Here is a 21,780-nt window from a genome sequence, read left to right on the forward strand (position 1 = left end):
CAGATGAGAGTAGGGCTTGTCGGGGGAAAACTTGGACATAGTTTTTCGAAACCAATCCACGAGAAACTTGCAGATTATACATACGATCTGATTCCATTAACCGAGGAAGAATTTCATGAATTTTTTAAAAAGAAAGAGTTTGATGCGGTGAATGTGACAATTCCTTATAAGGAAACAGTGATGCAGTATTGTGATGTGATCGATGAGAAAGCAAGTGCGATCCATGCGGTCAATACGATTGTCAATCGGGATGGAAAATTATATGCAACGAACACTGATTTTGCGGGATTGAAGCAGATGATTCAACATAATGGCGTAGAGATTTGTGGAAAAGTTTGTTGTATTCTTGGCACCGGGGGGACAAGTAAGACCGCGGAGGCAGTCCTTCATGATATGGGGGCAGAGAAGGTTTATATTGTAGGGAGAAATCAGACGGATCCGATAATCTCTTATGAGGATTTGGAGAAGTATCAGGAAATACAGGTGTTTATCAATGCGACCAGCGTTGGGATGTATCCGAAAAATGACGAATGCCTGATCAATCTGAAGAAATTTCCGAATGCAGAGGCGGTAGTTGATGTCATTTACAATCCGATGAAGACAAAGCTCTGTCAGCAGGCAGAGGAGCAGGGGCTGCGGGCAGTCAATGGACTGGAAATGCTTGTGGCGCAGGCAAAATACGCAGTGGAGTTTTTTCTGGATACAAAGATTGCAGACAGGGAGATAGACCGCATAGTTGCTGAGATGAAGAAGGATATGATGAATCTTGTATTGATCGGGATGCCGGGATGCGGAAAGTCTACGATTGGCAAGAAGACTGCAAAAGAAATCGGGAAGACATTTGTAGATTTAGATAAGGAAATTGAAAAGGAAGCGAAGATGACGATTCCTGAGATTTTTGAGAGATATGGTGAGAGTCGGTTTCGGGAAATTGAACAGGAAGTCTGTGCCAGAATTGCAAAAGAGCATGGACAAGTGATCTCCTGCGGAGGAGGAATTATCAAAAACGCTGAAAATATGGAAAAACTCCGGCAAAATGGGATTGTATTCCATATCCGACGGAATGTGAATGCGCTGGCAGTCGGTGGAAACAGACCACTTAGCACAAGCAGAGAAAAATTAAGACAGATGGAGCAGGAGCGGATGCCGCTTTATCAGAAATATAGTGATATTGAAATTAATAATGATACAGTATTTAAGCTGGCTGTACAGAAAGTGAAGGAGGGATTTGATGAAGTTTTTGATCATTAACGGACCGAACATCAATATGCTCGGGATTCGAGAGCCGGGGATTTATGGAAAAGAGAATTATGAAGCACTTTTGGAACTGTGTAGGAAAACCGGAGAAGATTATGGGATAGAGATTGAGTGTTTTCAGAGCAATCATGAAGGAGCGATCGTCGACAAAATCCAGCAGGCGTATGGAGTGATGGACGGAATCGTCATCAATCCGGCAGCATACACACATACGAGTATTGCTATTTTGGATGCTCTCAAAGCGGTACAAATTCCATGTGTGGAAGTACACATTTCCAAAGTGGAAGAAAGAGAAGCGTTCCGGCAGATTTCTTATGCGGGGCAGGCGTGTTTCCATACGATTACCGGACAGGGAATCGCAGGTTACCGGATGGCGATTGAGGTATTGAAAGAAAAACTGGGGCATTGATCTGCAGGTGACAGATGCCATACACATAGAGAGAAAGAAAATAGGTTAGAGGACGAGGAAAGAAGAAAATGATTATTACATGTAAAAAAGGAGCTCCTCAGAATGAGGTAGAGAAGATTGTAAAAGGATTTGAAGAAAAAGGACTGGAAGTCAACACGATTCTTGGAACGAATTACAACGTGTTTGGAATCGTTGGAGATACGACAGTTGTAGATGAGAAGATGGTGCGTGCCAATCCGTGGATCGAGGATGTGACAAGGATTGCAGCGCCATATAAGAAGGTTAACAGGTTATTTCACCCGGAGGACAGCATCATCGATGTGGCGGGAATTAAAGTTGGAGGCAAGGAAAAAGTTGTTGTCATTGGTGGACCTTGCTCCGTGGAAGGAAAGGAACAGATCTGTGAGATTGCCGAAGAGGTAAAGCAAGCCGGAGGATGCATGTTAAGAGGTGGTGCATATAAACCGAGAACGTCACCATATGCATTTCAGGGACTTGGAACTGAGGGTATTTTAGATATGGTAGAGGCAAGAAAACGAACAGGATTACCGATCGTGTCTGAAATCATGAGCGCAGATAAAATTGATGAATTTGTAGAGTATGTAGATCTGATCCAGGTAGGAGCTAGAAATATGCAAAATTTTGATTTGCTCAAAGCACTTGGGAAGATCAACAAACCGATCTTATTAAAGAGAGGACTTTCCAATACGATTGAGGAATGGCTGATGTCTGCAGAATATATTATGTCCGGCGGAAATGAGAATGTCATTCTTTGTGAGCGGGGGATCCGTACCTTTGAGCGTTATACGAGAAACACGCTGGATCTCAGTGTTGTTCCGATCATAAAGAAGAAGAGCCACCTGCCGATCATTATTGATCCTTCTCATGCAACAGGTGATTGGGATCTTGTAGAATCTATGAGCCTTGCGGCGATTGCAGCAGGCGCAGATGGTCTGATCGTGGAGGTACACAACAATCCGGAGAAGGCATGGAGTGACGGAGCACAATCGCTGAAGCCAGAAAAATTCAAGACGATGATTGAGAAAGGAAGAGTCATCGCACAGGTGATCGGAAGAGATATTTAATATTAGGAAAATGCAAAAAGAAGCAGACATCTGAAAAGCTGTGCAGAAAATAGGAACAAGTCAGAGTGACAAAGGGTAGAGAGAAGGAGAAAAAATTATGATCATTACAGTGAAAAAAGGGATTCCCGAGGAAGAAGTGAAAAAACTGGTCCACACATTTGAGGAGAGAGGATTTCAGGTAAATGATTCTCAGGGAACAGATTATCATATTTTAGGGCTGATCGGAGATACCACGAGTCTGGATGAAAAAATTATTCAGGCCAATCCACTTGTCTCTGAGGTGACAAGAATTGCAGCGCCGTATAAGAAAGCAAATCGGATGTTTCATCCGGAAGACACAGTTGTAGATGTGGCAGGAGTGAAGATCGGCGGTCAGGAGAAGATTGTTGTCATCGGAGGGCCATGTTCCGTGGAGAGCAGGGAACAGATCTGTGAGATTGCAAAAGAAGTGAAGGCGGCAGGAGCAGATATGTTAAGAGGCGGAGCGTACAAACCGCGTACTTCTCCATATGCATTCCAGGGACTGGAGACCGAAGGAATTAAGGATATGGTGGAAGCAAGAAGACAGACAGGACTTCCGATCGTCAGTGAACTGATGGATGCAGAGCATATTGAAGAGTTTGTGGAGCATGTGGATCTGATCCAGATTGGGGCAAGAAATATGCAGAACTTTTCTCTTCTGAAAGCAGTCGGAAAGATTCAGAAGCCAATCTTATTAAAGAGAGGACTTTCCAATACAATCGAAGAGTGGATCATGTCAGCAGAATATATTATGGCAGGCGGAAATGAAAACGTCATTCTGTGTGAGCGAGGAATCCGTACATTTGAAAAATATACGAGAAATACATTAGATCTCAGTGTAGTTCCGATCATCAAGGAGAAGACACATCTGCCGATCATCATCGACCCTTCTCATGCAACTGGAAACTGGAAATGGATTGAGTCTATGAGTCTTGCGGCGATTGCAGCAGGAGCAGATGGACTGATCGTAGAAGTGCATAATAACCCGGAAGCGGCATGGAGTGATGGGGCACAGTCATTAAAACCAGAGAAATTTAAACAGGTCATCGAAAAAGGAAGGATGATCGCGCAGGTAGTAGGAAGAGAGATGTAAACATGCAGGTACAAAAGCCGGATTATCAAAATAGTATTTTGAATTTAGTCAATTCGATTTTGCACAATTATGGCGCACCGCATCGATATACTACCCTTCCGGAGGCGGATGAAATTTTGAAAAAGGATTACAGACATGTGGTGCTTCTTGTGCTGGATGGAATGGGTGTCAGTGTCCTTGAGAGGTTTTTGCCGGAGGAAAGTTTCCTTCGCAGTCATTTTCAAAAAGAAATCTCCAGTGTATTTCCGCCTACAACGGTTGCCGCCACAACAACACTGGAGAGTGGACTTGCACCGGCGGAACACGGATGGCTTGGGTGGAGCATGTATTTTCCGGAAATCCAGGACAAGGTCAATGTATTTCTCAATACGACCGGAAGTGGCGGAGTGATCGAAGGAGAATTGCTGGCTGATAGGATGATGCCGTATGAAAAGCTGGGAAGCCAGATTATGCATGCCTGTGAGGCAAAGGCATATGAAGTATCTCCGTTTGGAGATTACCATATAGATACCTTTGAGGAATTACTCAGCGGTGTGAAGACGTTATGCAGAAGAGATGAGAAAAATTATCTGTATGTATACTGGCCGGAGCCGGATCATGTAATGCATGAAGGTGGCTGTACTTGCAGAGAGGCGGGAGAATGGCTGAAAAAGATTGACCGTGAATTGGAAAAATTAAGTGAAGAGCTTTCTGATACACTTCTGCTTGTGACAGCAGATCATGGACATATCGACGGAAGAAATGTATCGATGGAAAATTATCCGGAATTGAGGGAATGTTTGAAATGTCTTCCGGCAGTGGAACCGCGGGCGCTTTCCTTTCATCTGAAGGAAGGAATGGAAGAACAGTTTCTTGAGAGTTTCAAGAAACATTTTGGGAAAGAGTTCCTGTTATTTTCCAGAGAAGAGATCACGGAGAGCCAGCTATTTGGAGAAGGGGCATATCATCCGAGATTTCAGGAGGCGATCGGTGATTACTTTGCCGTCGCAGTCGGAGCACTCAATCTATTTGATACGAATGAGGAGAAAGAGAACATCATCGGTGTACATGCAGGAATGACAAAAGAAGAGATGACCGTTCCGCTGATCGTAGTGGAAAAGCCGAAAAAGTAAAACGATTAAAAAGGATATGATACTATCGTATAGGACGATGAAATATAAAAGTCCCATATTAGGTAACATATCCTTTTTTTATCTCATGAGCCAGTCTCAATCATTTCTTTGGTGAGCAGAGTATCATAAAAAAGATTCTATTATGAAAAAATATCACAGCTTTATAAAATCTTTAAAATTCTCCGTTATGATTTTTGTAAATCAAGGAAGGAGAAGAAAATGGAATGAAAGAATTTGTGATAGAAACGCGGAAGCTGACGAAGTGTTATGGAGAACAGACTGTTGTAAAGGAAGTGGATCTTCATGTCAGAAAGGGTGAGATTTACGGGCTGCTCGGAAGGAACGGGGCAGGGAAGACGACATTGATGAAGATGATTCTCGGGCTTACACCGGAGACCTCAGGTGAGGTGGAATTGTTTGGGAGAAAGCTGCGAGGGCAGGAAAAGCAGATTTATCTGCAGATTGGCGCGATGATCGAGGCACCGGGATTTTACCCGAATCTGACCGGGACAGAAAATCTTGAGATTTTTGCAAGACTGAAAGGGCTGAAGAGGGAGCAGACGGTCAAGCGAGCGCTTGCGGTGGTGGGGCTTCCTTACAGGGATAAAAAGCTTTTTGGAAACTATTCGCTTGGCATGAAGCAGCGGCTTGGCATTGCCAATGCAATCTTACATGATCCGAAGCTACTCATTCTGGATGAGCCGATGAATGGGCTGGATCCGATTGGGATTGCGGAAATGAGAGGATTTCTCGTAAAGCTTAGCAGAGAGCAAGGAAAGACGATATTGATTTCCAGCCACATTCTTTCGGAAATCGAGCTGGTAGCGGACCGCGTTGGAATTATGGATCATGGAGTGCTGCTGGCACAGAAAAACATGAAAGAACTCAAAAAAGGTGAAGAGACACTGGAGACATATTTTAGAAATGTGACGGGAGGTGTTGGCATTGCTTAGACTGATCGAGACGGAATTTTACAAGCTGAGACGGAAAAAGAGCGTGTGGATGATGGTTCTTGCTGCATTTCTTATGCCGGCGTTGTCGGTCTGTTATTTCGGATATCTGGGGCAGGCAGAGGTGGAGCCGGCACAATTTTATAAATGGTCTGCGTTTGGATATACGACATGGATCATTCTTCCGGTAATCCTTGGGATTTTTGCAACGATGATCGTGTGTGAAGAGAAACGATTGCAGATCGTGAGGCAGATTTGGCTTGTGCCGGTGAAGGAAGAAAGTTACTTTTTCAGTAAATTTTGTATGGTATTAGTTTTGTCAGTCGGATTTATGATGCTGACAGCAGTGGCATCTGTTCTTTGCAGTGTGCTTCCGGGATTTGTACCGTTTCGTCTAGAAGATATGATGTATTTATTTGAGAAATGTATGGAAATTGGCATTCTGCTTGCATTTGCAATGCTGCCGATTTTGGCGCTGGCGATAGTGGGAAGAGGCTATGTGATGCCTGCCTGTATGACAGTTGTATATGCGCTGGCAGGTTTTTTCCTGATGCCGGTCAATATGTATGTTCATCCGATCACAAGTATGGGAGCGATCCTTATCCGAAAGAAAGACATTTCGGGGCTGCTTGTGACGCAGGAGAGTTGTGTGGGAAAGGCGGTTCTTTGTATTTTCGTGTGGGACATTATTTCCTTTGGGCTTGTAAAATATCAGTTGTCCAAAAGAAAATAGGGGGATAGGAATATGAACTGGAGAAATTTGTTTTGGGCGGAGTGCAGGAAGCTTCGCCGTTCAAAAGTGATTTTGATCGCGGTAGCAGCAGTCTTTCTGACGGCAGGGATTCTATTTGTGGGCGGACTGGAAGTGTATCATGGATCGGAGGTGCATTATGGGCTGAAGGTGATGCGAGATGGGATGCGGTACCTTGAAAATGCGGGCTGGTATATGGATGAGGTGCAACCGTGGGCGTTCTTTTTTGTGATTCCGGGTATGACAGCTCTGTTTGGGAGCTATTTAAGTGTGCGGGAACAAGAAGAGGACACGATGAAATCTTTGCGCCTGATACCGCTGCGGGAAATTGACCTGATGCGGGTGAAAATGATTCTGACACTGCTTTTTAGCATCGGGCTTTCCATGTTGTGTTTTGGAATCACCTTTTTGACAGAGGCCGTGCTACATATAGAAGATCTGTCGGCATCATTCGTGTTTATGCTGTGGAAAGAATATGTTCTTGGCGGGATCGGCATATTCTTTGCAGTATTTCCGATCATTGCATTTGCAGCAGGAAGACAGAAAAACTGCTGGTCCGTCTTCCTTTTTACGGAAATCTATTCGGTATTTGGATTATTTGCAGGGATGGCGGATCGCGTGAAAGATTTTTATCCGATCACGGCAGTGTTTAATGTGTCCGGATATCAGATTGCATCGCTGGAGAGGAGAATGATCAGTGCGGTTGTTTTGCTGTTATGTGGATGTCTGAGCATCTTTTGGATACGGGAAAAATGTGATATGATAAGAGGAGAGAAAAGAAATGGAACGAAATAAAGAAAAACGGTTAGGAAAAAGCAGAGCAGATAAGAAGATTACCGGAGTATGTGGAGGAATTGCGGCCTATCTGGGACTGTCTCCAAAAAGTGTGAGGATTCTTTGTTTTGGGTTGTGTCTGTTGTTTCCAAATGGAATCCTTGCATATTTACTGCTTGCGGCAGTGCTTCCTTTTTCAAACAGTCAAGATGCAGGGAGATAAAAAGGGGGAAAAGAAATGGGGAAAATACTGGCAGTAGATGATGAAGAAGAGATGCTGGAACTGGTGAAGATGGCGCTGGAACGTGATGGACATCAGGTGGATACAGAAGAAGATGTAAAGCGGGTATCGGCAGAGCGCTGCAGGATATATGACTTGCTTCTGTTGGATGTGCTGATGCCAGGCGAAGATGGGTTTTCACTTTGTGGCAGGATTCGGGCAGAAGTGGATTGTCCAATCTTATTTCTGACGGCAAAGACAGAAGATGCGGCGCTTGTGCAGGGATTTGGGCTCGGAGCAGATGATTATATCAAAAAGCCATTCAGCATCGCAGAACTGCGGGCGCGGGTCAATGCACATTTGCGGAGAGAAGGACGGCAACCAGTGCGGGCGATGGCACGCGGCGGGGTACGGTTTGATATGCAGGCAAAAGAGGCTATGGTTGAGGAGCAGATTCTTCCGCTTACCAAAGGGGAGTATGAGATCTGTGAGCATCTGGCGCTTCATGCCGGGCAGGTGTTTTCCAAAGAACAGTTGTATGAGGCGGTCTTTGGTTTCGATGCGGAGGGGGATCCGGGGACGATTGCAGAGCATATTAAAAATATCCGCGCAAAATTAAAGAAATATGGGAAAAGTCCGATTGAGACAGTCTGGGGGATGGGATATAAATGGAAAAAAGAAAACATACGTTAAGTCTTTCTTTTGTGTTACTCCGATTTGTGGCGGGAATGTTTGTTACGATGCTGTTGTGTTTTATGATCTGGTCACTTGTGATGTCTCTTCTTGAGCAGAAAGGGATTATCTGTTCTGGATCTGAGATCAATCATCAGGTAGAAGAGATCCTTGGGACAAGTAGTGGGAAATTCACAGAACCGGATGAGTGCTTTCCGGGCGAATATGCGTTGTATGATGCCAAAGGAACTATATTAAAGACGAATGTGGAGAGAGAAATCGCAGAAGACCAGAAAAAGTTTTCATACGTTTCCGGATATGCGGCACACCTTTCCAGGCGCACTTATGCAGATGGGAGCACTGCACTGATCCGCTGGCATTTCCGGAAGGAATTTACCGATCCGTCGCTTCGACAGACGCTCCCTCCGGCGGAAACACTCGGGTTGATTTTGCTTGGGATGGGGCTTTTGCTGTCACTGCTTCTGCATACGATATGGCTTGGAAAATTTCTTGGGAAAAAATTGAAACTGTTTCAGGAGATCAGCAAAAAGGTGGCGGCGCAGGAACTTGATTTTACAGTTCCGCATGCGGGAATCCGTGAGTACGATGAAGCACTGGATGCGATGGAAGAGATGCGGGAAGCTCTGTATCAGGCACTGACCTCTCAGTGGGCGGCGCAGCAGCAGCGCGAGGCAGAGATTGCTGCGCTGGCTCATGACCTGAAGACACCGCTGACGCTTGCAGGCGGAAATGCAGAGCTGTTGCTTGAGGAAGAATTGCCGCAGGATTATGAGAGACTGATCAGAAAAATTTTGGAGGCAACTGTTCGGGCGAAGGAGTATGTTGCAAGTCTTCTGGAGACTTCGTCGGGAAAAGAAGAAGCATTTACGAAAATGCAGTTGGGGGAATGGTTTGAAAAACTGCGGGAAAATGCTCTGGCTGCTGCGGAAGCAAAGGGAGTAAATCTGATAACGGATAACAGACTGGAAGGATCCTGGAGAATTCAGCCGGAGCGTTTGCAGCGTGGGATATTTAATATTGTGCTTAATGCAGTGGAATATACGCCGAAGGGAAAAACAGTTTATCTGGAAGGAAAAATGACAGACAACGGATGGCAGGTCTGCGTGAAAGATGAAGGGACAGGATTTGATGAGGAGGCAGTGCGCCATGCGGCTGAGCGGCTGTGGAGGGGAGAAAAGTCCCGCAGGACAGATGGACACCATGGTCTGGGGTTGTGGTCAGCCGCACAGGCGATCCGCGCACACAAAGGAGAATTGGTATTAGGCAACTGGGAAGAAGGGGGAGAAGTTTTTGTGCGGTTTTAGAGGACTGATGAATCAAATCCCACTTTCAGAGGGGGATTGACTATTTTATAGGGTTTACGCTTACCTCCGATGGAAAAAGGAGGTTCTTGACAGATGTGGGACATTGCCTGTAATCTGTAAATAAAGAAACATAAAAAACAGGAGCAGAGAAAGGAGCGCAGGAATGATCGAAACATATCGTTGGGTAGTGATTGGCTATGGTGCCATCGCAAATGAGATGGCGCAGACGTTGGCAGAGCATGGCAGGATGTTCTATGGAGTGGCAGGGAGAAATCAAGAGCGGACAGCGGCATTTGCGGAGAAATATCAAATCCAAAAGATATATGGGAAGATTGAGGAGGTGTTTGCGGATGATCAGGTAGATATTGTCTATATTGCAACACCTCATAATACGCACATCCAATATTTGCGGGAGGCACTGAAAGCCGGGAAGCATGTGCTCTGTGAGAAAGCAGTCACATTGAATACAGAGGAACTGAAAGAAGCAAGACAACTTGCAGAGAAACAGGACATAGTTTTAGCGGAGGCAATGACCATTTATCATATGCCACTTTATAAAAAGCTGCAGGAAGTAGTTGCAGATGGGAAGCTCGGAAAACTACAAATGATCCAGGTATCGTTTGGAAGCTATAAAGAGTATAATATGAGCAACCGCTTTTTTGATCCGGCACTGGCAGGAGGAGCTTTGATGGACATTGGTGTCTATGCCCTTGCATTTGCCAGGATATTTTTGTCTCAGGCGCCGGATCAGATTTTATCCAAGGTGAGGACTGCACCGAGTGGTGTTGACGAGCAGGTCGGAATTCTGATGGCAAATCCGGCAAACGAGATGGTTACAGTCACACTGACACTCCATGCAAAACAACCAAAAAGAGGGGTTGTGATCTTTGAGAAAGGGTATGTGGAAATCTATGATTATCCAAGGGCAGATCAGGCAGTGATCACTTATACCGAAGATGGCAGGAAGGAGATAGTCGCTTGCGGTAGAAAGGAAGAGGCATTGTTCTATGAGGTGGAAGATATGGAACAGGCGGTATTAGGCGGAAAGAATGAGATGGATCTGTCCTATACTTCTGACGTGATGGACATCATGACAAAAATCCGACAGCGCTGGAGCCTTGTGTATCCGGAGGAAACAACAGAAACAGAATGTGAAATATAAAAAGAGCAGGAGGAAAACAGAGAGATGGACTACAGAAGATTTGGAAATACGATCATTGCACGGATGGATAAAGGAGAGGAAATTCTTGAGCAGGTAAAGGAAATTGCACTGAGAGAGAAAATAAGTTTTGCAAGTGTGCAGGCACTCGGCGCGGTTGACCAGTTTACGGTCGGCGTATTTAAGACAGAGGAAAAAGAATATCTGGCGAATGAATTTCAAGGAAGCTTTGAGATTGTGTCTCTGACCGGAACGATCAATACAATGCATGACGAGTTTTACTGCCACCTTCATATGAGCGCAGGAAATGAAAAGGGAGAAGTGTTTGGAGGACATTTAAATCGGGCAGTGATCAGCGCGACTTGTGAGATGGTGATCCATGTGATCGATGGGAAAGTCGATCGATATCATGATGAAGAGATCGGGCTGAATTTATTTCGGTTTTAAATAATTAGAACCAAAGACAGGTTTACGATTGTGATAAGAGTAGAAAGTGAATAGAGCAGCGCAGGCTGTCTGACTGAAAGATAAGAAAATATCGCATAGATATGCTTATCCAGTCAGAATTGCCTGCGCTGTTCTTTTATAGAAATTTCATATTTCCTTTATTGACAAATTCCAAATGAAATTTTACTATAAAATTATATTTACTGTGCAAATGCATAGGAAAATACACAGAAATGAATTGAAGGAGCTTGCAATGGAAAAGACGGCAACAGACCGCAGAACGGAGCGGACGAAGGCGAAAATATTAGAGGCACTTTTGGAACTATCGAAAGAGAAGAGTATCAATGAGATTTCCATCCGGGAGCTGACAGAGCGCGCCAAGATCCACAGAAACACATTCTATATTCATTATACAGATGTTTATGGGATTCTGGATGATCTGGAAAATCACATGTGTACTGTGGCAGCTGAGGCCACAGAGCAGTTTACTCCGCAGCAGCTGCGGGAGAATGCAAGCGATGTGCTTGAGATTATTTTTTCATATTTGAAGGAGCGAAGAGAATATTGCATGCTGATGCTGGAGAATCGCACTCGGATTTCAGTCGGGCAGAAAGTGCTGGAATCAGTTTTTGAGAAATATCTGACTGCATTTGAAGATTCCTGTAATCGTCAGGCATTTGCATTTCAGGTACAGTTTCGCTATTGTACGTCCGGGGTGATCGGAATTGTGCTGTACTGGATTGAGCGGGGCTGTATGGAAAGCCCGAAGGAGATGGCGGAGCTTACCGGAAAGCTGATGACAAAAGGGCTGGAAGGCGCTATTTTGGAGGTGACTGTATGAAGAGGCAGGAACCATTGATAGAAGCGGCAGAGAGCAGTTTTCGTGCAGCAGGCATATCAGACTGCTTTTGCAGGAAAGTCCGGTGGGAGCATGTGGAATTAAGTGAAGTGAATTTCTTTAAGACTTCCCTGCGGAAGATGATTCAGGCAGTGGAACTGTCAAAGCGGCTTGGGATTATCATAAAAGAAGAAGGGGCATAACATGAAGGATTTTGTAAAACTGGAAAATGTAAGAAAAATATATCAAATGGGAGAAGTCGAGATCCGAGCAGTGGATGGCATTGACTTTGAGATTGGAAAAGGTGAGTTTGTCGTGATCGTCGGCCCGAGTGGTGCGGGAAAGACGACGGTATTAAATATTCTTGGCGGTATGGATACGGCAACGAGCGGCAAAGTGCTTGTTGATGGAAATGATGTGGCACAGTACACTAACCGGCAGCTGATCGGCTACCGCAGAGAGGACATTGGATTTGTCTTTCAGTTTTATAACCTTGTTCCGAATCTGACTGCGTTGGAAAATGTAGAATTGGCGCTTCAGATCTGTAAGGAACCGCTGGATGCAAAGACGGTACTTGAGGAAGTCGGGTTGGGAGAAAGACTAAATAATTTCCCGGCACAACTTTCTGGAGGGGAACAACAGAGAGTGTCGATCGCCCGGGCGCTGGCAAAAAATCCAAAGCTGCTTTTGTGTGATGAACCGACGGGAGCGCTTGATTACAATACCGGGAAGGCAATCTTGAAGTTGCTTCAGGATACTTGTAGAAATAAGGGGATGACCGTGATCGTTATCACACATAACTCTGCACTTGCGCCGATGGCAGATCGTGTGATCCATATTAAAAACGGCCGTGTGGAGAGTATGGAGATGAATGCACATCCGGTACCGGTAGAAACGATTGAATGGTAGGGAGACAGATGAAGAAACGAGCATTGAGAAAAGATTTTTATATGGAAATACGAAAGAGTCTGGGGCGCTTTTTGTCCATTTTCTTTATCGTGGCAATGGGTGTCGCGTTCTTTTCAGGAATCCGGGCATCTGAGCCGGATCTGCGCTATTCCGGGGATGCTTATTTTGACCGGAATCATTTGATGGATCTGAAGGTGATGGGAACGCTTGGGCTGACAGAGAATGATGTGCAAGCAATCCGGTCACTGGAAGGAGTGGCACAGGCAGAACCCGGCTACTCCGCGGATGTAATGGTTGAGCGTGATGGAAATCAGAAAGTGCTTCATGTATCGTCGATTTTAGATTCGATGAACCAGTATACTGTGGAAGAAGGAAGAATGCCGAAAAAGGACGGAGAGTGTCTGATCGATCAAGATTTTATCCAGGGATCAGATTTAAAGGTCGGGGATGAGATCACGCTGATCAGTGGAACGAAGGATCTGGTTACAGATACGTTTACGAAGGAAACATTTCGGATCGTAGGTGCAGGAAGCAGTCCGGAGTATATTTCTTTTCACCGTGGAAGCAGTATGATCGGAAATGGAGAGGTCAGCGGTTTTCTTGCCGTGCCAAAAGAATCTTTTGTGACAGAAGCATACACAGAGTGTTACGTTTCAGTGGAGGGAGCAGAAGAGGAGACCGCATTTACAGAGGAATACGATCAGAAGGTGGAGAAGGTTGCAGAGCGGATTGAATCCATTGGAGAACGGCAGGGAGCGCTCCGCGCAGAGGAAATCCGTGGAGATGCCAAGGAAGAACTTTCCGATGCAAAAGCGGAATTGGAAGAAGGAAAGAAGAAAGCAGAGAAAGAACTTTCTGACGGAAAAGCAAAGATTACAGATGCTGAGGCGCAGTTACAAAGTGCAAAAGAACAGCTGGAGAGTGGAAAACAAGCACTGGAAGCAGGAAGAAATGAACTTCTCGTGAGCCAGACGACAGTCGATGAAGCTTATGCACAGATTGCAGATGGACAGGCACAGCTTGCACAGGGGAAAGCAGAGTTTGCGGCGAAAGAAGAGGAATTCAGAAGTCAGTACGAGACAGGTATGGAACAGATTGCAGCCGGAGAGAAGCAGATTGCAGCCGGACGCATAGAACTGGAAGCAAAGAAAGCCGAGTACGAGGCAGGGAAAGCAGGATTAGATCAGATGAAGATCACGCTGGCAGAACTGCAGGCGGCGCTGGAAAATGGGATGATCCCAGAGGAACAGATTCCACAGACAGAGGTGCAGATTGCAGCGCTTCAGAAGACAATCGCACAATTGGAGCCGCAGTTAGCGCAGGCAGCAGACCAGATCGCGCAGGCAGAACAGGTGATTGTACAGAAGGAGCAGGAACTTGCGGCGGCTAGAACACAGTTGGAGGAAGGAAAGACTGCGATCGAAGCAGCAAGAGGACAGCTTACAGAAGCTGAAAATGAGCTGTATGCCGGAGAAGCGCAGGCGGCAGAAGGACAGCGGCAGATTGATGCCGGATGGGAAGCAATCCATGCCGGGGAGGCTGAGCTTGCGGCGGGAGAAAATGAAATCGCAGTCAATGAAAAGAAACTTGCTGAGGCAAAAGAAGCATATGAAAATGGAAAAAAAGAAGCCGAAGCCGAGATCAAAGATGGAGAAAATAAGATCAAAGATGCAGAGCAGAAGATTGCGGATATTGAAGATGCCAAGTGGTATGTCAATGACAGAAGCACACTTTCTGACTATGTAGGATATGGAGATAACGCAGACCGTATGCGGGCAATCGGAGAAGTATTTCCGATACTATTCTTCATTGTGGCGGCATTGATCAGTCTGACAACGATGACGCGGATGGTTGAGGAACAGCGTACACAGATCGGAACGCTGAAAGCGCTTGGCTATGGGAAATTCAGTATTGCAGGGAAATATCTGAATTATGCGCTGATGGCAACGATCGGAGGAAGTATTTTCGGAGTATTGTTCGGAGAGAAAGTATTTCCGTATATTATTGTAACTGCATATAAGATCATTTATATACATATGCCGGATATTGTGATCCCTTACCATTGGGGATATGCGGCGATGGCAACAGGTGCGGCAGTGATCTGCACAAGTGCGGCGACACTTCTTGCATGTTATAAAGAACTGGCATCCCAACCGGCAGTGTTGATGCGCCCGCCAGCTCCGAAGCAGGGAAAACGCGTTTTCTTAGAGCGTATCACATTTATTTGGAGCAGATTAAGTTTCATATGGAAATCCACGATCCGGAATCTGATCCGATATAAAAAGCGATTCTTTATGACGGTCTTTGGAATCGGTGGATGTATGGCGCTGATGATCGTCGGATTCGGACTGAGGGATTCTATCTTTGATGTAGGAAGGATTCAATATCAAGAACTGAATTTATATGATGGGATGATTATCTTAAATACAGATGCAGATGAAAAGGATAAGGAATCACTGGAGCAGTATCTGCAAGGGGAGAAGGAGATCAGTCAGGCTTCAGAAGGATATTTAAAGAAAACAAATGTAGAGAAGGGAAAGATAAAGAAAGACGTATATCTGTATGTGCCGGAAGATTTAGAGAAAAATCAGGAATTTTTAGTCTACCGTGACAGAAAGACACAGGAAACATTTGAGCTTGGAGAGCGGGACGTCATTTTGACAGAGAAGATGGCAAAGACACTCGAGGTAAAGAAGGGCGATACGATTACAGTGAAAGGGGAAAATGGTGACAAAAAAGAACTGACGATCACAAATGTATGTGAAAATTATATGGAGCATTATCTTTATGTATCTCCTGAAATTTACAAAGAAATGTTTGGTGCATTTCCAAAAGCAAATAATATTTACTTTAAGATGAAAGAATTTGATGAGAAAAAGTTAAAGGAAATCGGAGAAAAAGTGCTCGAGGAGCGTGCGGCGCTCAATGTTTCCTATACTTATAATGTAGAGGAACAAATGGATGAGATGCTGGAAAGTCTGGATATTGTCATCGTTGTGCTGATTATTTCTGCGGGGCTGTTAGCGTTTGTTGTGCTCTACAATCTGAATAATATTAACATTAATGAGCGGAAGCGGGAGCTTGCGACGATCAAAGTACTTGGATTTTATGATAATGAAGTTTCTGCCTATGTATACCGTGAAAATATTCTTCTGACATTGATTGGAACAGTTGTCGGGGTGATATTGGGCAGTATCCTTCACCGGTTCGTGATTACGACTGTTGAGATTGATACTGTGATGTTTGCAAGAACGATCAAAGGGTTTAGTTTTCTGTACAGCGCACTGCTTACATGTGGATTCTCTGTTTTTGTAAATTGTGTGATGTATTTCAAACTGAAGAAGATCAATATGGTGGAATCATTAAAGAGTGTTGAATAGAAAGAAACAGAAGACGACGAGAATGTTATTGAAAAATTCAGACTGCATTTAGAAAAAAGTGTCGGGGATGTCTCCGGGTATGGTATAATAAATCTCGTACCTGGAGATATTTTTGTTTTTCACAAAAGTGACACAAGTATTTGTTATGATGAGAAAAAACGAAGGAGCGAATGTTTGATGGATAAATTAAAAATATTGGTGGTGGATGATGAGAGCAGAATGAGAAAGCTTGTCAAAGATTTCCTGACAAGAAGTGGATACACGGTTGTCGAGGCAGCAGATGGTATGGAGGCGATGGACATTTTCTATGAGCAGAATGATATTGCACTGATCATTCTCGATGTGATGATGCCAAAGATGGATGGCTGGCAGGTGTGCCGGGAGGTGCGTATGCACTCGAAAGTACCGATCATCATGTTGACGGCCAGAGGAGAGGAGCGGGATGAGTTGCAAGGATTCGAACTTGGGGTAGACGAATATATTTCCAAGCCGTTTAGTCCAAAGATTCTTGTTGCGAGAGTTGAGGCTATTTTAAGAAGAACGAATGTATTTGCGGCAGATGAAGTTGTGGATGCAGGTGGCATTTCTGTGGATAAGGCAGCACATGAGGTGAAGATTGACGGAGTTCCGATAGATTTAAGTTACAAAGAGTTCGAACTGTTGGCATATTTTATTGAAAATCAGGGAATCGCACTTTCGAGAGAAAAGATTTTGAATAATGTATGGAATTACGATTATTTTGGGGATGCGAGAACGATCGATACACATGTCAAGAAGTTGAGAAATAAGCTGGGGGACAAAGGTGAGTACATTAAGACCATCTGGGGGATGGGATACAAATTTGAGGTAGAGTAATGAGAGATTCGATCAAACGTCAGATTACTATTTTAAGTGTCGGGATAGTTGCATTTACTATGATCATCGCACTTTTGATCAATGGAAGATTCATGGAAGGTTATTACATTGCAAACAAGGAAGAGGACTTAAAAAATATGTACCAGATGTTAAATGAGTCTGTCGGAAGCAGTGTGATTTACACGGAGTCTTTGGAAGCTATGAAACGTCTTGCAGAGCGGGCAAATATATCTTTTATCGTGCGCGACCGATCAGGAAATCCGGTCATCGGTATGATGAAAGAGGGAGAGGATGAGCTGAACAGTCAGTTAAACGGCTATCTTCTTGATAAGCAGGACGGAAAGATCTTAGAGCAGACATCCTATTATGAAATACGGAAGGCGAAGGATATCAGAAGCAGAACAGAATATATTGAAATGTGGGGAAGTTTTGACAGTGGATACCATTTTCTGATTCGGACACCGCTTGACAGTATTCGGGAGGGAGCAAAACTTTCTACGAGATTTCTTGCGTATGTGGGCTGCATTATGATCGGAGTGAGCTGTATTCTCGTCTGGTATTTTTCCAGAAAGATCACAGATCCCATCATGGAGCTTGCTATGCTCTCGCAGAAGATGGCGAATCTTGATTTCAATGCCAAATATACAAGCGGCGGTGACAATGAGATTGGGGTATTGGGAGACAGCTTTAACCGAATGTCGGAAAAACTGGAGCAGACAATCTCCCAGTTAAAGACCGCAAACTTTGAATTGCAAAAAGATATTGAACAGAAGGAAAAACAGGAAGAGCGCCGGAAAGAATTTATCGGAAATGTATCCCATGAGTTGAAGACGCCAATTGCACTGATCCAGGGTTATGCAGAAGGACTGAAAGAAGGGATCCATGATGATCCGGAGAGCATGGAATTTTACTGTGACGTCATCATCGATGAGGCCAATAAGATGAACCAGATGGTAAAAAATCTGCTGACATTAAATCAGTTGGAATCTGGAGATGACGGATTGTCCATGACAAGATTTGATCTGGCAGGCTTAATCCGCGGAGTGCTGCAAAGCTGTGAGATTTTGATCCAGCAGGCCGAGGCGAAGGTGAGCCTGAAAATGCAAGAGACAATCTATGTATGGGCAGATGAATTTAAGACAGAGCAGGTGCTGCGAAATTATATCAGCAATGCAATCCACCATGTGGAGGGAGAGCGGATTATCGAGATCAAAGTAGAAGAAACAGGAGAGAAAGCACATATTTCTGTCTTCAATACCGGAAAATCGATTCCACAGGAAGATGTGGAACGGATCTGGGATAAGTTTTACAAAGTAGATAAAGCGCATTCGCGGGAGTACGGTGGAAATGGAATCGGACTTTCTATCGTGAAGGCGATCATGGAGTCCTTTCATCAGAAATTTGGGGTAGAAAATTATGACAATGGGGTAGCATTCTGGTTCGAGTTGGATATGAAATAACAGATACCGGCAGGAAAAAGGAAACAAAAGAAAAGTTAGGAAAAGCAGGAGGAAAAGAAGATGGCGGCAATTAGCGGAGCTTGGTTAGAAGCATTAAAAGGAGAGTTTAAGAAGCCATATTATAAGAAATTATTTGAGACAGTCAATCAGGAGTATCGGACGAGACAGATCTTTCCGCCTGCGGATGATGTGTTCAATGCATTTCATCTGACACCATTAAATGAAGTGAAAGTAGTCATTTTAGGGCAGGATCCATACCACAACGTAGGACAGGCACATGGACTTTGCTTCTCAGTGAAACCGGAAGTAGACATTCCACCGTCACTGGTGAATATTTATCAGGAACTGCATGATGATCTTGGATGTGAAATTCCAAATCATGGATACCTTGTCAAATGGGCCAAACAGGGCGTATTGATGCTCAATACAGTTCTGACGGTGCGCGCTCATCAGGCAAATTCGCACCGGGGAATTGGCTGGGAAGAATTTACAGATGCAGCGATTCGGGTACTGAATGAACAGGATCGACCAATCGTATTTATCTTGTGGGGAAGACCGGCACAGACTAAGAAAGCAATGTTAAATAATCCGAAACACCTGATCTTGGAAGCGCCACATCCAAGTCCGCTCTCTGCCTACCGTGGTTTTTTCGGAAGCAGACCGTTTAGCCAGACAAATGCATTTTTAATGGCAAATGGAGTGGAGCCGGTTGACTGGCAGATTGATAAGATAGAGTGAACGATTGAAAAATAAAAGAAAAGAGAGGAAAGTGACTATGGAAAAGTATGATCTTCTGATTATCGGCGCCGGACCGGGGGGATATGTAGCGGCGCTTGAGGCAACAAAACGGGGAATGAAGGTACTTGTTGTAGATAAGAAAGAGGCAGGGGGAACTTGCGTAAACAGAGGGTGCATTCCGACAAAAGCATTGCTGCATGCCTCCACGATTTATAAAGATATGAAAGACTGTGAGAAATTCGGACTTTATGCAAAGGAAATCGGATTTGACTTGCAGAAATTATATCAGTATAAAGAGGAATCCGTCGTAGAAATGCGGAAAGCAATCGAGGAAGAATTTTCAAGACTTGGTGTTACTTTTGTACAGGGAATTGCACAGGTTCAGGCAGATAAACGAGTGGTCGTAAAAATGGCACATATGCAGAAGCGTACCGTTGGCAGTGGACTGTCAGATGATGGAAAGAACCCGGCCGATATACTAGATACCGTTATCTATGAGGCAGATAAAATTCTAATTGCTTCCGGAGCAGCGCCGAGGAAACTTGGGCTTCCTGGGGAGGAGTTGTCGGAAGTAATGACGAGTGAAGAACTGCTTCAGGCGAAGGACAGATGTTATGACAGGCTGGTTGTTGTAGGAGGCGGTGTCATTGGACTGGAGATTGCCACTGTATTTCAGGCGCTCGGTTCAGAAGTGACTGTGATAGAATTGGGAGAGCGGCTTCTTCCGTCGATGGACATTGAGTTTGCTGAGGCTTTGGAGAAGATTCTTGTCGGGCGTGGAATCCATGTGTATAAGAAAAGTTTGATAGAGCGGTTCGAGAAAGAAGAGAATGGTGTAAGCTGTCATTTGATGTCCGAAGGGAAAAAGCAGATTCTTTCCGCGGATGCAGTGCTGGTATCTGTGGGAAGGGAACCTTATACGGAAGAATTGTTTGCAGCAGACTTGAAGATTCGCATGGATCACGGCAAAGTGCTTGTCAATGAATTCTTCATGACAAATATCCCGGGCATCTATGCGATTGGAGATGTGATCGGAGGAGTTCAGCTTGCGCATGTTGCTTCCGCTCAGGCGAAATATGTTGTGGAGCGCATGAACAATTTAGAACCGTCAGTCATCTTATCCATCGTGCCAAGTTGTCTGTTTGTCTCCATGTCGATCATCCCAAACTGTCTGTATCTGAATCCGGAGATTGCAACGGTCGGACTGACTGAAGAAGAGGCAGAGAGGAAAGGCATCCCAGTGCGCTGTGGGCGTTACCGGATGGACGCAAATGGACAGACGATTTTATCAAAAGAGGAAGTGGGATTTATCAAAGTACTGTTTGCCGCAGACAGTGACGTACTGCTGGGCGCACAGATCATGTGTCAGCGGGCAACAGATATGATCGGGGAACTGGCGACAGCGATCGCCAACGGTCTGACATCCCGACAGCTAATGTATGCGATGCGTGCACATCCGACTTTTAATGAGGCGGTTTCCAAGGCAGTGGAAGACAGCAGGGAATAGAAAAATATGAAATAAAAGTTATTCAAAATCTTAAGAATATAAATATGGAAATACAACCTCTAGAGTGAATTAGAAAGTACACGTTGCGAGGTTGTATTTTTTTGCTGTTTTTCCATTACATAGTTGGTCAGCAGGATTCCCTGTCGTTCGACCTGTTGCTCTTTTTTTACAACATATCCACGGTGCTCGAAAAATGGTCTTGCAGTGATGGAGGCATGTGTGGTAACTGTCGCACTTTCCACAGATGCTTCCAGTTTCTCGCAGAGTGCAGTAGCAATACCGATTCCCTGATGATCTTTGTGGACATAGAGACGGTCTAGGTAGCCGGAGGAATCAATATCGCCGAATCCAGCAATTGTTTCCCCATCGACAGCGACAAAGGATGTATGCGCGAGAAAAGACTTATTCCATGCAGCAAGATCTATGGAACCGGTCGCCCATACATCCATCTGCTGGCGGGAGGAGCCTAGTTGATTGTTGTTAAATATGCTACACTGACTGTAGCAGTTCTTAAAGAGAAAACCGTTCGATGTGCTGCTCATCAAGGCACTCTTTTGTACATTGACAAGATATGAGGTTGCAATACGAAATTCGTGTACTGCGTAAAATCTTAATCGTAAAGACATTATTACTGTATGGCATGGGAAGTTTAGTACCTGATACAGTTACAGATGAGCATATCTTATCCGTAAAGGGTGTTGTCAACCACCCTATGATGTAACGCCACTTTAGATAGCAATATCTTTTGGGGTTAAAAGTCGGAGACGTATGTCGTTCGTACGACTGGGCAGTTACAAGCCCATGACCTTTAGGTCGTG

At 44.6% G+C, this 21,780-nt stretch carries 22 protein-coding genes and 1 pseudogene; 22 read left to right on the plus strand and 1 reads right to left on the minus strand.

Features of this window, described 5'->3' with window-relative positions; genetic code table 11:
• Positions 1-3: 3 nt before the first annotated feature.
• The 21 genes and pseudogenes from ACESPO_RS10895 (at position 4) to lpdA (ending at position 20,962) form a co-directional block, all read left to right on the plus strand.
• Positions 4-1,251 carry a shikimate kinase gene (locus ACESPO_RS10895; protein ID WP_117501561.1) on the plus strand — a complete coding sequence of 416 codons (1,248 nt, stop codon included), beginning with the start codon at positions 4-6 and terminating at the stop codon, positions 1,249-1,251.
• Positions 1,232-1,666 carry a type II 3-dehydroquinate dehydratase gene (gene aroQ, locus ACESPO_RS10900; protein ID WP_009263631.1) on the plus strand — a complete coding sequence of 145 codons (435 nt, stop codon included), beginning with the start codon at positions 1,232-1,234 and terminating at the stop codon, positions 1,664-1,666. The genes ACESPO_RS10895 and aroQ overlap by 20 nt, the downstream gene beginning before the upstream one ends.
• Before the next feature lie 68 nt (positions 1,667-1,734).
• A complete protein-coding gene (aroF, locus tag ACESPO_RS10905) occupies positions 1,735-2,751 on the plus strand; it encodes a 3-deoxy-7-phosphoheptulonate synthase (RefSeq protein WP_008977432.1) in 1,017 nt (338 codons plus the stop codon).
• Positions 2,752-2,848: 97 nt separating this feature from the next.
• A complete protein-coding gene (aroF, locus tag ACESPO_RS10910) occupies positions 2,849-3,865 on the plus strand; it encodes a 3-deoxy-7-phosphoheptulonate synthase (protein ID WP_008977431.1) in 1,017 nt (338 codons plus the stop codon).
• Between the two features lie 2 nt (positions 3,866-3,867).
• A complete protein-coding gene (locus ACESPO_RS10915) occupies positions 3,868-4,977 on the plus strand; it encodes an alkaline phosphatase family protein (protein ID WP_009263630.1) in 1,110 nt (369 codons plus the stop codon).
• A gap of 224 nt (positions 4,978-5,201) precedes the next feature.
• A pseudogene (locus ACESPO_RS10920) lies at positions 5,202-5,870 on the plus strand (ABC transporter ATP-binding protein); the annotation flags it as partial.
• A gap of 43 nt (positions 5,871-5,913) precedes the next feature.
• Positions 5,914-6,660 (plus strand): ABC transporter permease, encoded by a 747-nt coding sequence (locus tag ACESPO_RS10925; protein ID WP_499788819.1) that lies wholly within the window; start codon positions 5,914-5,916, stop codon positions 6,658-6,660.
• Between the two features lie 12 nt (positions 6,661-6,672).
• The gene (locus ACESPO_RS10930) at positions 6,673-7,473 is read left to right on the plus strand and encodes an ABC transporter permease (RefSeq protein ID WP_499788820.1); all 801 of its coding nucleotides are present in this window, start codon (positions 6,673-6,675) and stop codon (positions 7,471-7,473) included.
• Positions 7,460-7,675, plus strand: a complete 216-nt coding sequence (locus ACESPO_RS10935; RefSeq protein WP_008977426.1) for a PspC domain-containing protein — start codon at positions 7,460-7,462, stop codon at positions 7,673-7,675. The genes ACESPO_RS10930 and ACESPO_RS10935 overlap by 14 nt, the downstream gene beginning before the upstream one ends.
• Positions 7,676-7,690: 15 nt before the next feature.
• Positions 7,691-8,365 (plus strand): response regulator transcription factor, encoded by a 675-nt coding sequence (locus ACESPO_RS10940; protein ID WP_120105562.1) that lies wholly within the window; start codon positions 7,691-7,693, stop codon positions 8,363-8,365.
• On the plus strand, positions 8,341-9,669 hold the full coding sequence (locus ACESPO_RS10945) for a sensor histidine kinase (RefSeq protein ID WP_016439817.1): 1,329 nt from the start codon (positions 8,341-8,343) through the stop codon (positions 9,667-9,669). The genes ACESPO_RS10940 and ACESPO_RS10945 overlap by 25 nt, the downstream gene beginning before the upstream one ends.
• 163 nt (positions 9,670-9,832) lie before the next feature.
• On the plus strand, positions 9,833-10,831 hold the full coding sequence (locus ACESPO_RS10950) for a Gfo/Idh/MocA family protein (RefSeq protein ID WP_499788821.1): 999 nt from the start codon (positions 9,833-9,835) through the stop codon (positions 10,829-10,831).
• 24 nt (positions 10,832-10,855) lie between these two features.
• The gene (locus ACESPO_RS10955; RefSeq protein WP_499788823.1) at positions 10,856-11,275 is read left to right on the plus strand and encodes a PPC domain-containing DNA-binding protein; all 420 of its coding nucleotides are present in this window, start codon (positions 10,856-10,858) and stop codon (positions 11,273-11,275) included.
• 253 nt (positions 11,276-11,528) lie between these two features.
• Positions 11,529-12,116 (plus strand): TetR/AcrR family transcriptional regulator, encoded by a 588-nt coding sequence (locus ACESPO_RS10960; protein ID WP_499788825.1) that lies wholly within the window; start codon positions 11,529-11,531, stop codon positions 12,114-12,116.
• On the plus strand, positions 12,113-12,316 hold the full coding sequence (locus ACESPO_RS10965) for a hypothetical protein (protein ID WP_499788827.1): 204 nt from the start codon (positions 12,113-12,115) through the stop codon (positions 12,314-12,316). The genes ACESPO_RS10960 and ACESPO_RS10965 overlap by 4 nt, the downstream gene beginning before the upstream one ends.
• A 1-nt stretch (position 12,317) precedes the next feature.
• Positions 12,318-13,022 (plus strand): ABC transporter ATP-binding protein, encoded by a 705-nt coding sequence (locus ACESPO_RS10970; RefSeq protein WP_008977419.1) that lies wholly within the window; start codon positions 12,318-12,320, stop codon positions 13,020-13,022.
• An 8-nt stretch (positions 13,023-13,030) separates the two neighbouring features.
• Entirely contained in the window at positions 13,031-16,402 is a 3,372-nt protein-coding gene (locus tag ACESPO_RS10975; RefSeq protein WP_499788829.1) for an ABC transporter permease, read from the plus strand.
• Positions 16,403-16,579: 177 nt separating this feature from the next.
• A complete protein-coding gene (locus ACESPO_RS10980) occupies positions 16,580-17,257 on the plus strand; it encodes a response regulator transcription factor (RefSeq protein WP_008977417.1) in 678 nt (225 codons plus the stop codon).
• The gene (locus ACESPO_RS10985; protein WP_008977416.1) at positions 17,257-18,717 is read left to right on the plus strand and encodes a sensor histidine kinase; all 1,461 of its coding nucleotides are present in this window, start codon (positions 17,257-17,259) and stop codon (positions 18,715-18,717) included. The genes ACESPO_RS10980 and ACESPO_RS10985 overlap by 1 nt, the downstream gene beginning before the upstream one ends.
• A 60-nt stretch (positions 18,718-18,777) precedes the next feature.
• Positions 18,778-19,455, plus strand: a complete 678-nt coding sequence (locus ACESPO_RS10990; protein ID WP_009263620.1) for a uracil-DNA glycosylase — start codon at positions 18,778-18,780, stop codon at positions 19,453-19,455.
• A 37-nt stretch (positions 19,456-19,492) separates the two neighbouring features.
• Positions 19,493-20,962: a dihydrolipoyl dehydrogenase gene (gene lpdA / locus ACESPO_RS10995; RefSeq protein ID WP_270666565.1), complete on the plus strand. Its 1,470-nt coding sequence runs from the start codon at positions 19,493-19,495 to the stop codon at positions 20,960-20,962.
• A gap of 59 nt (positions 20,963-21,021) precedes the next feature.
• Here the strand turns inward: lpdA and ACESPO_RS11000 are convergent, their stop codons facing one another.
• Entirely contained in the window at positions 21,022-21,504 is a 483-nt protein-coding gene (locus ACESPO_RS11000) for a GNAT family N-acetyltransferase (protein ID WP_499788831.1), read from the minus strand.
• Positions 21,505-21,539: 35 nt separating this feature from the next.
• Here ACESPO_RS11000 and ACESPO_RS11005 point away from each other — a divergent pair, with 35 nt between their 5' ends.
• Positions 21,540-21,683 carry a hypothetical protein gene (locus ACESPO_RS11005; protein WP_165851565.1) on the plus strand — a complete coding sequence of 48 codons (144 nt, stop codon included), beginning with the start codon at positions 21,540-21,542 and terminating at the stop codon, positions 21,681-21,683.
• The last annotated feature ends 97 nt before the right edge of the window (positions 21,684-21,780 follow it).

Source organism: Coprococcus sp. HPP0074, from assembly GCF_964238105.1.
GTDB lineage: Bacteria > Bacillota > Clostridia > Lachnospirales > Lachnospiraceae > Faecalimonas > Faecalimonas umbilicata.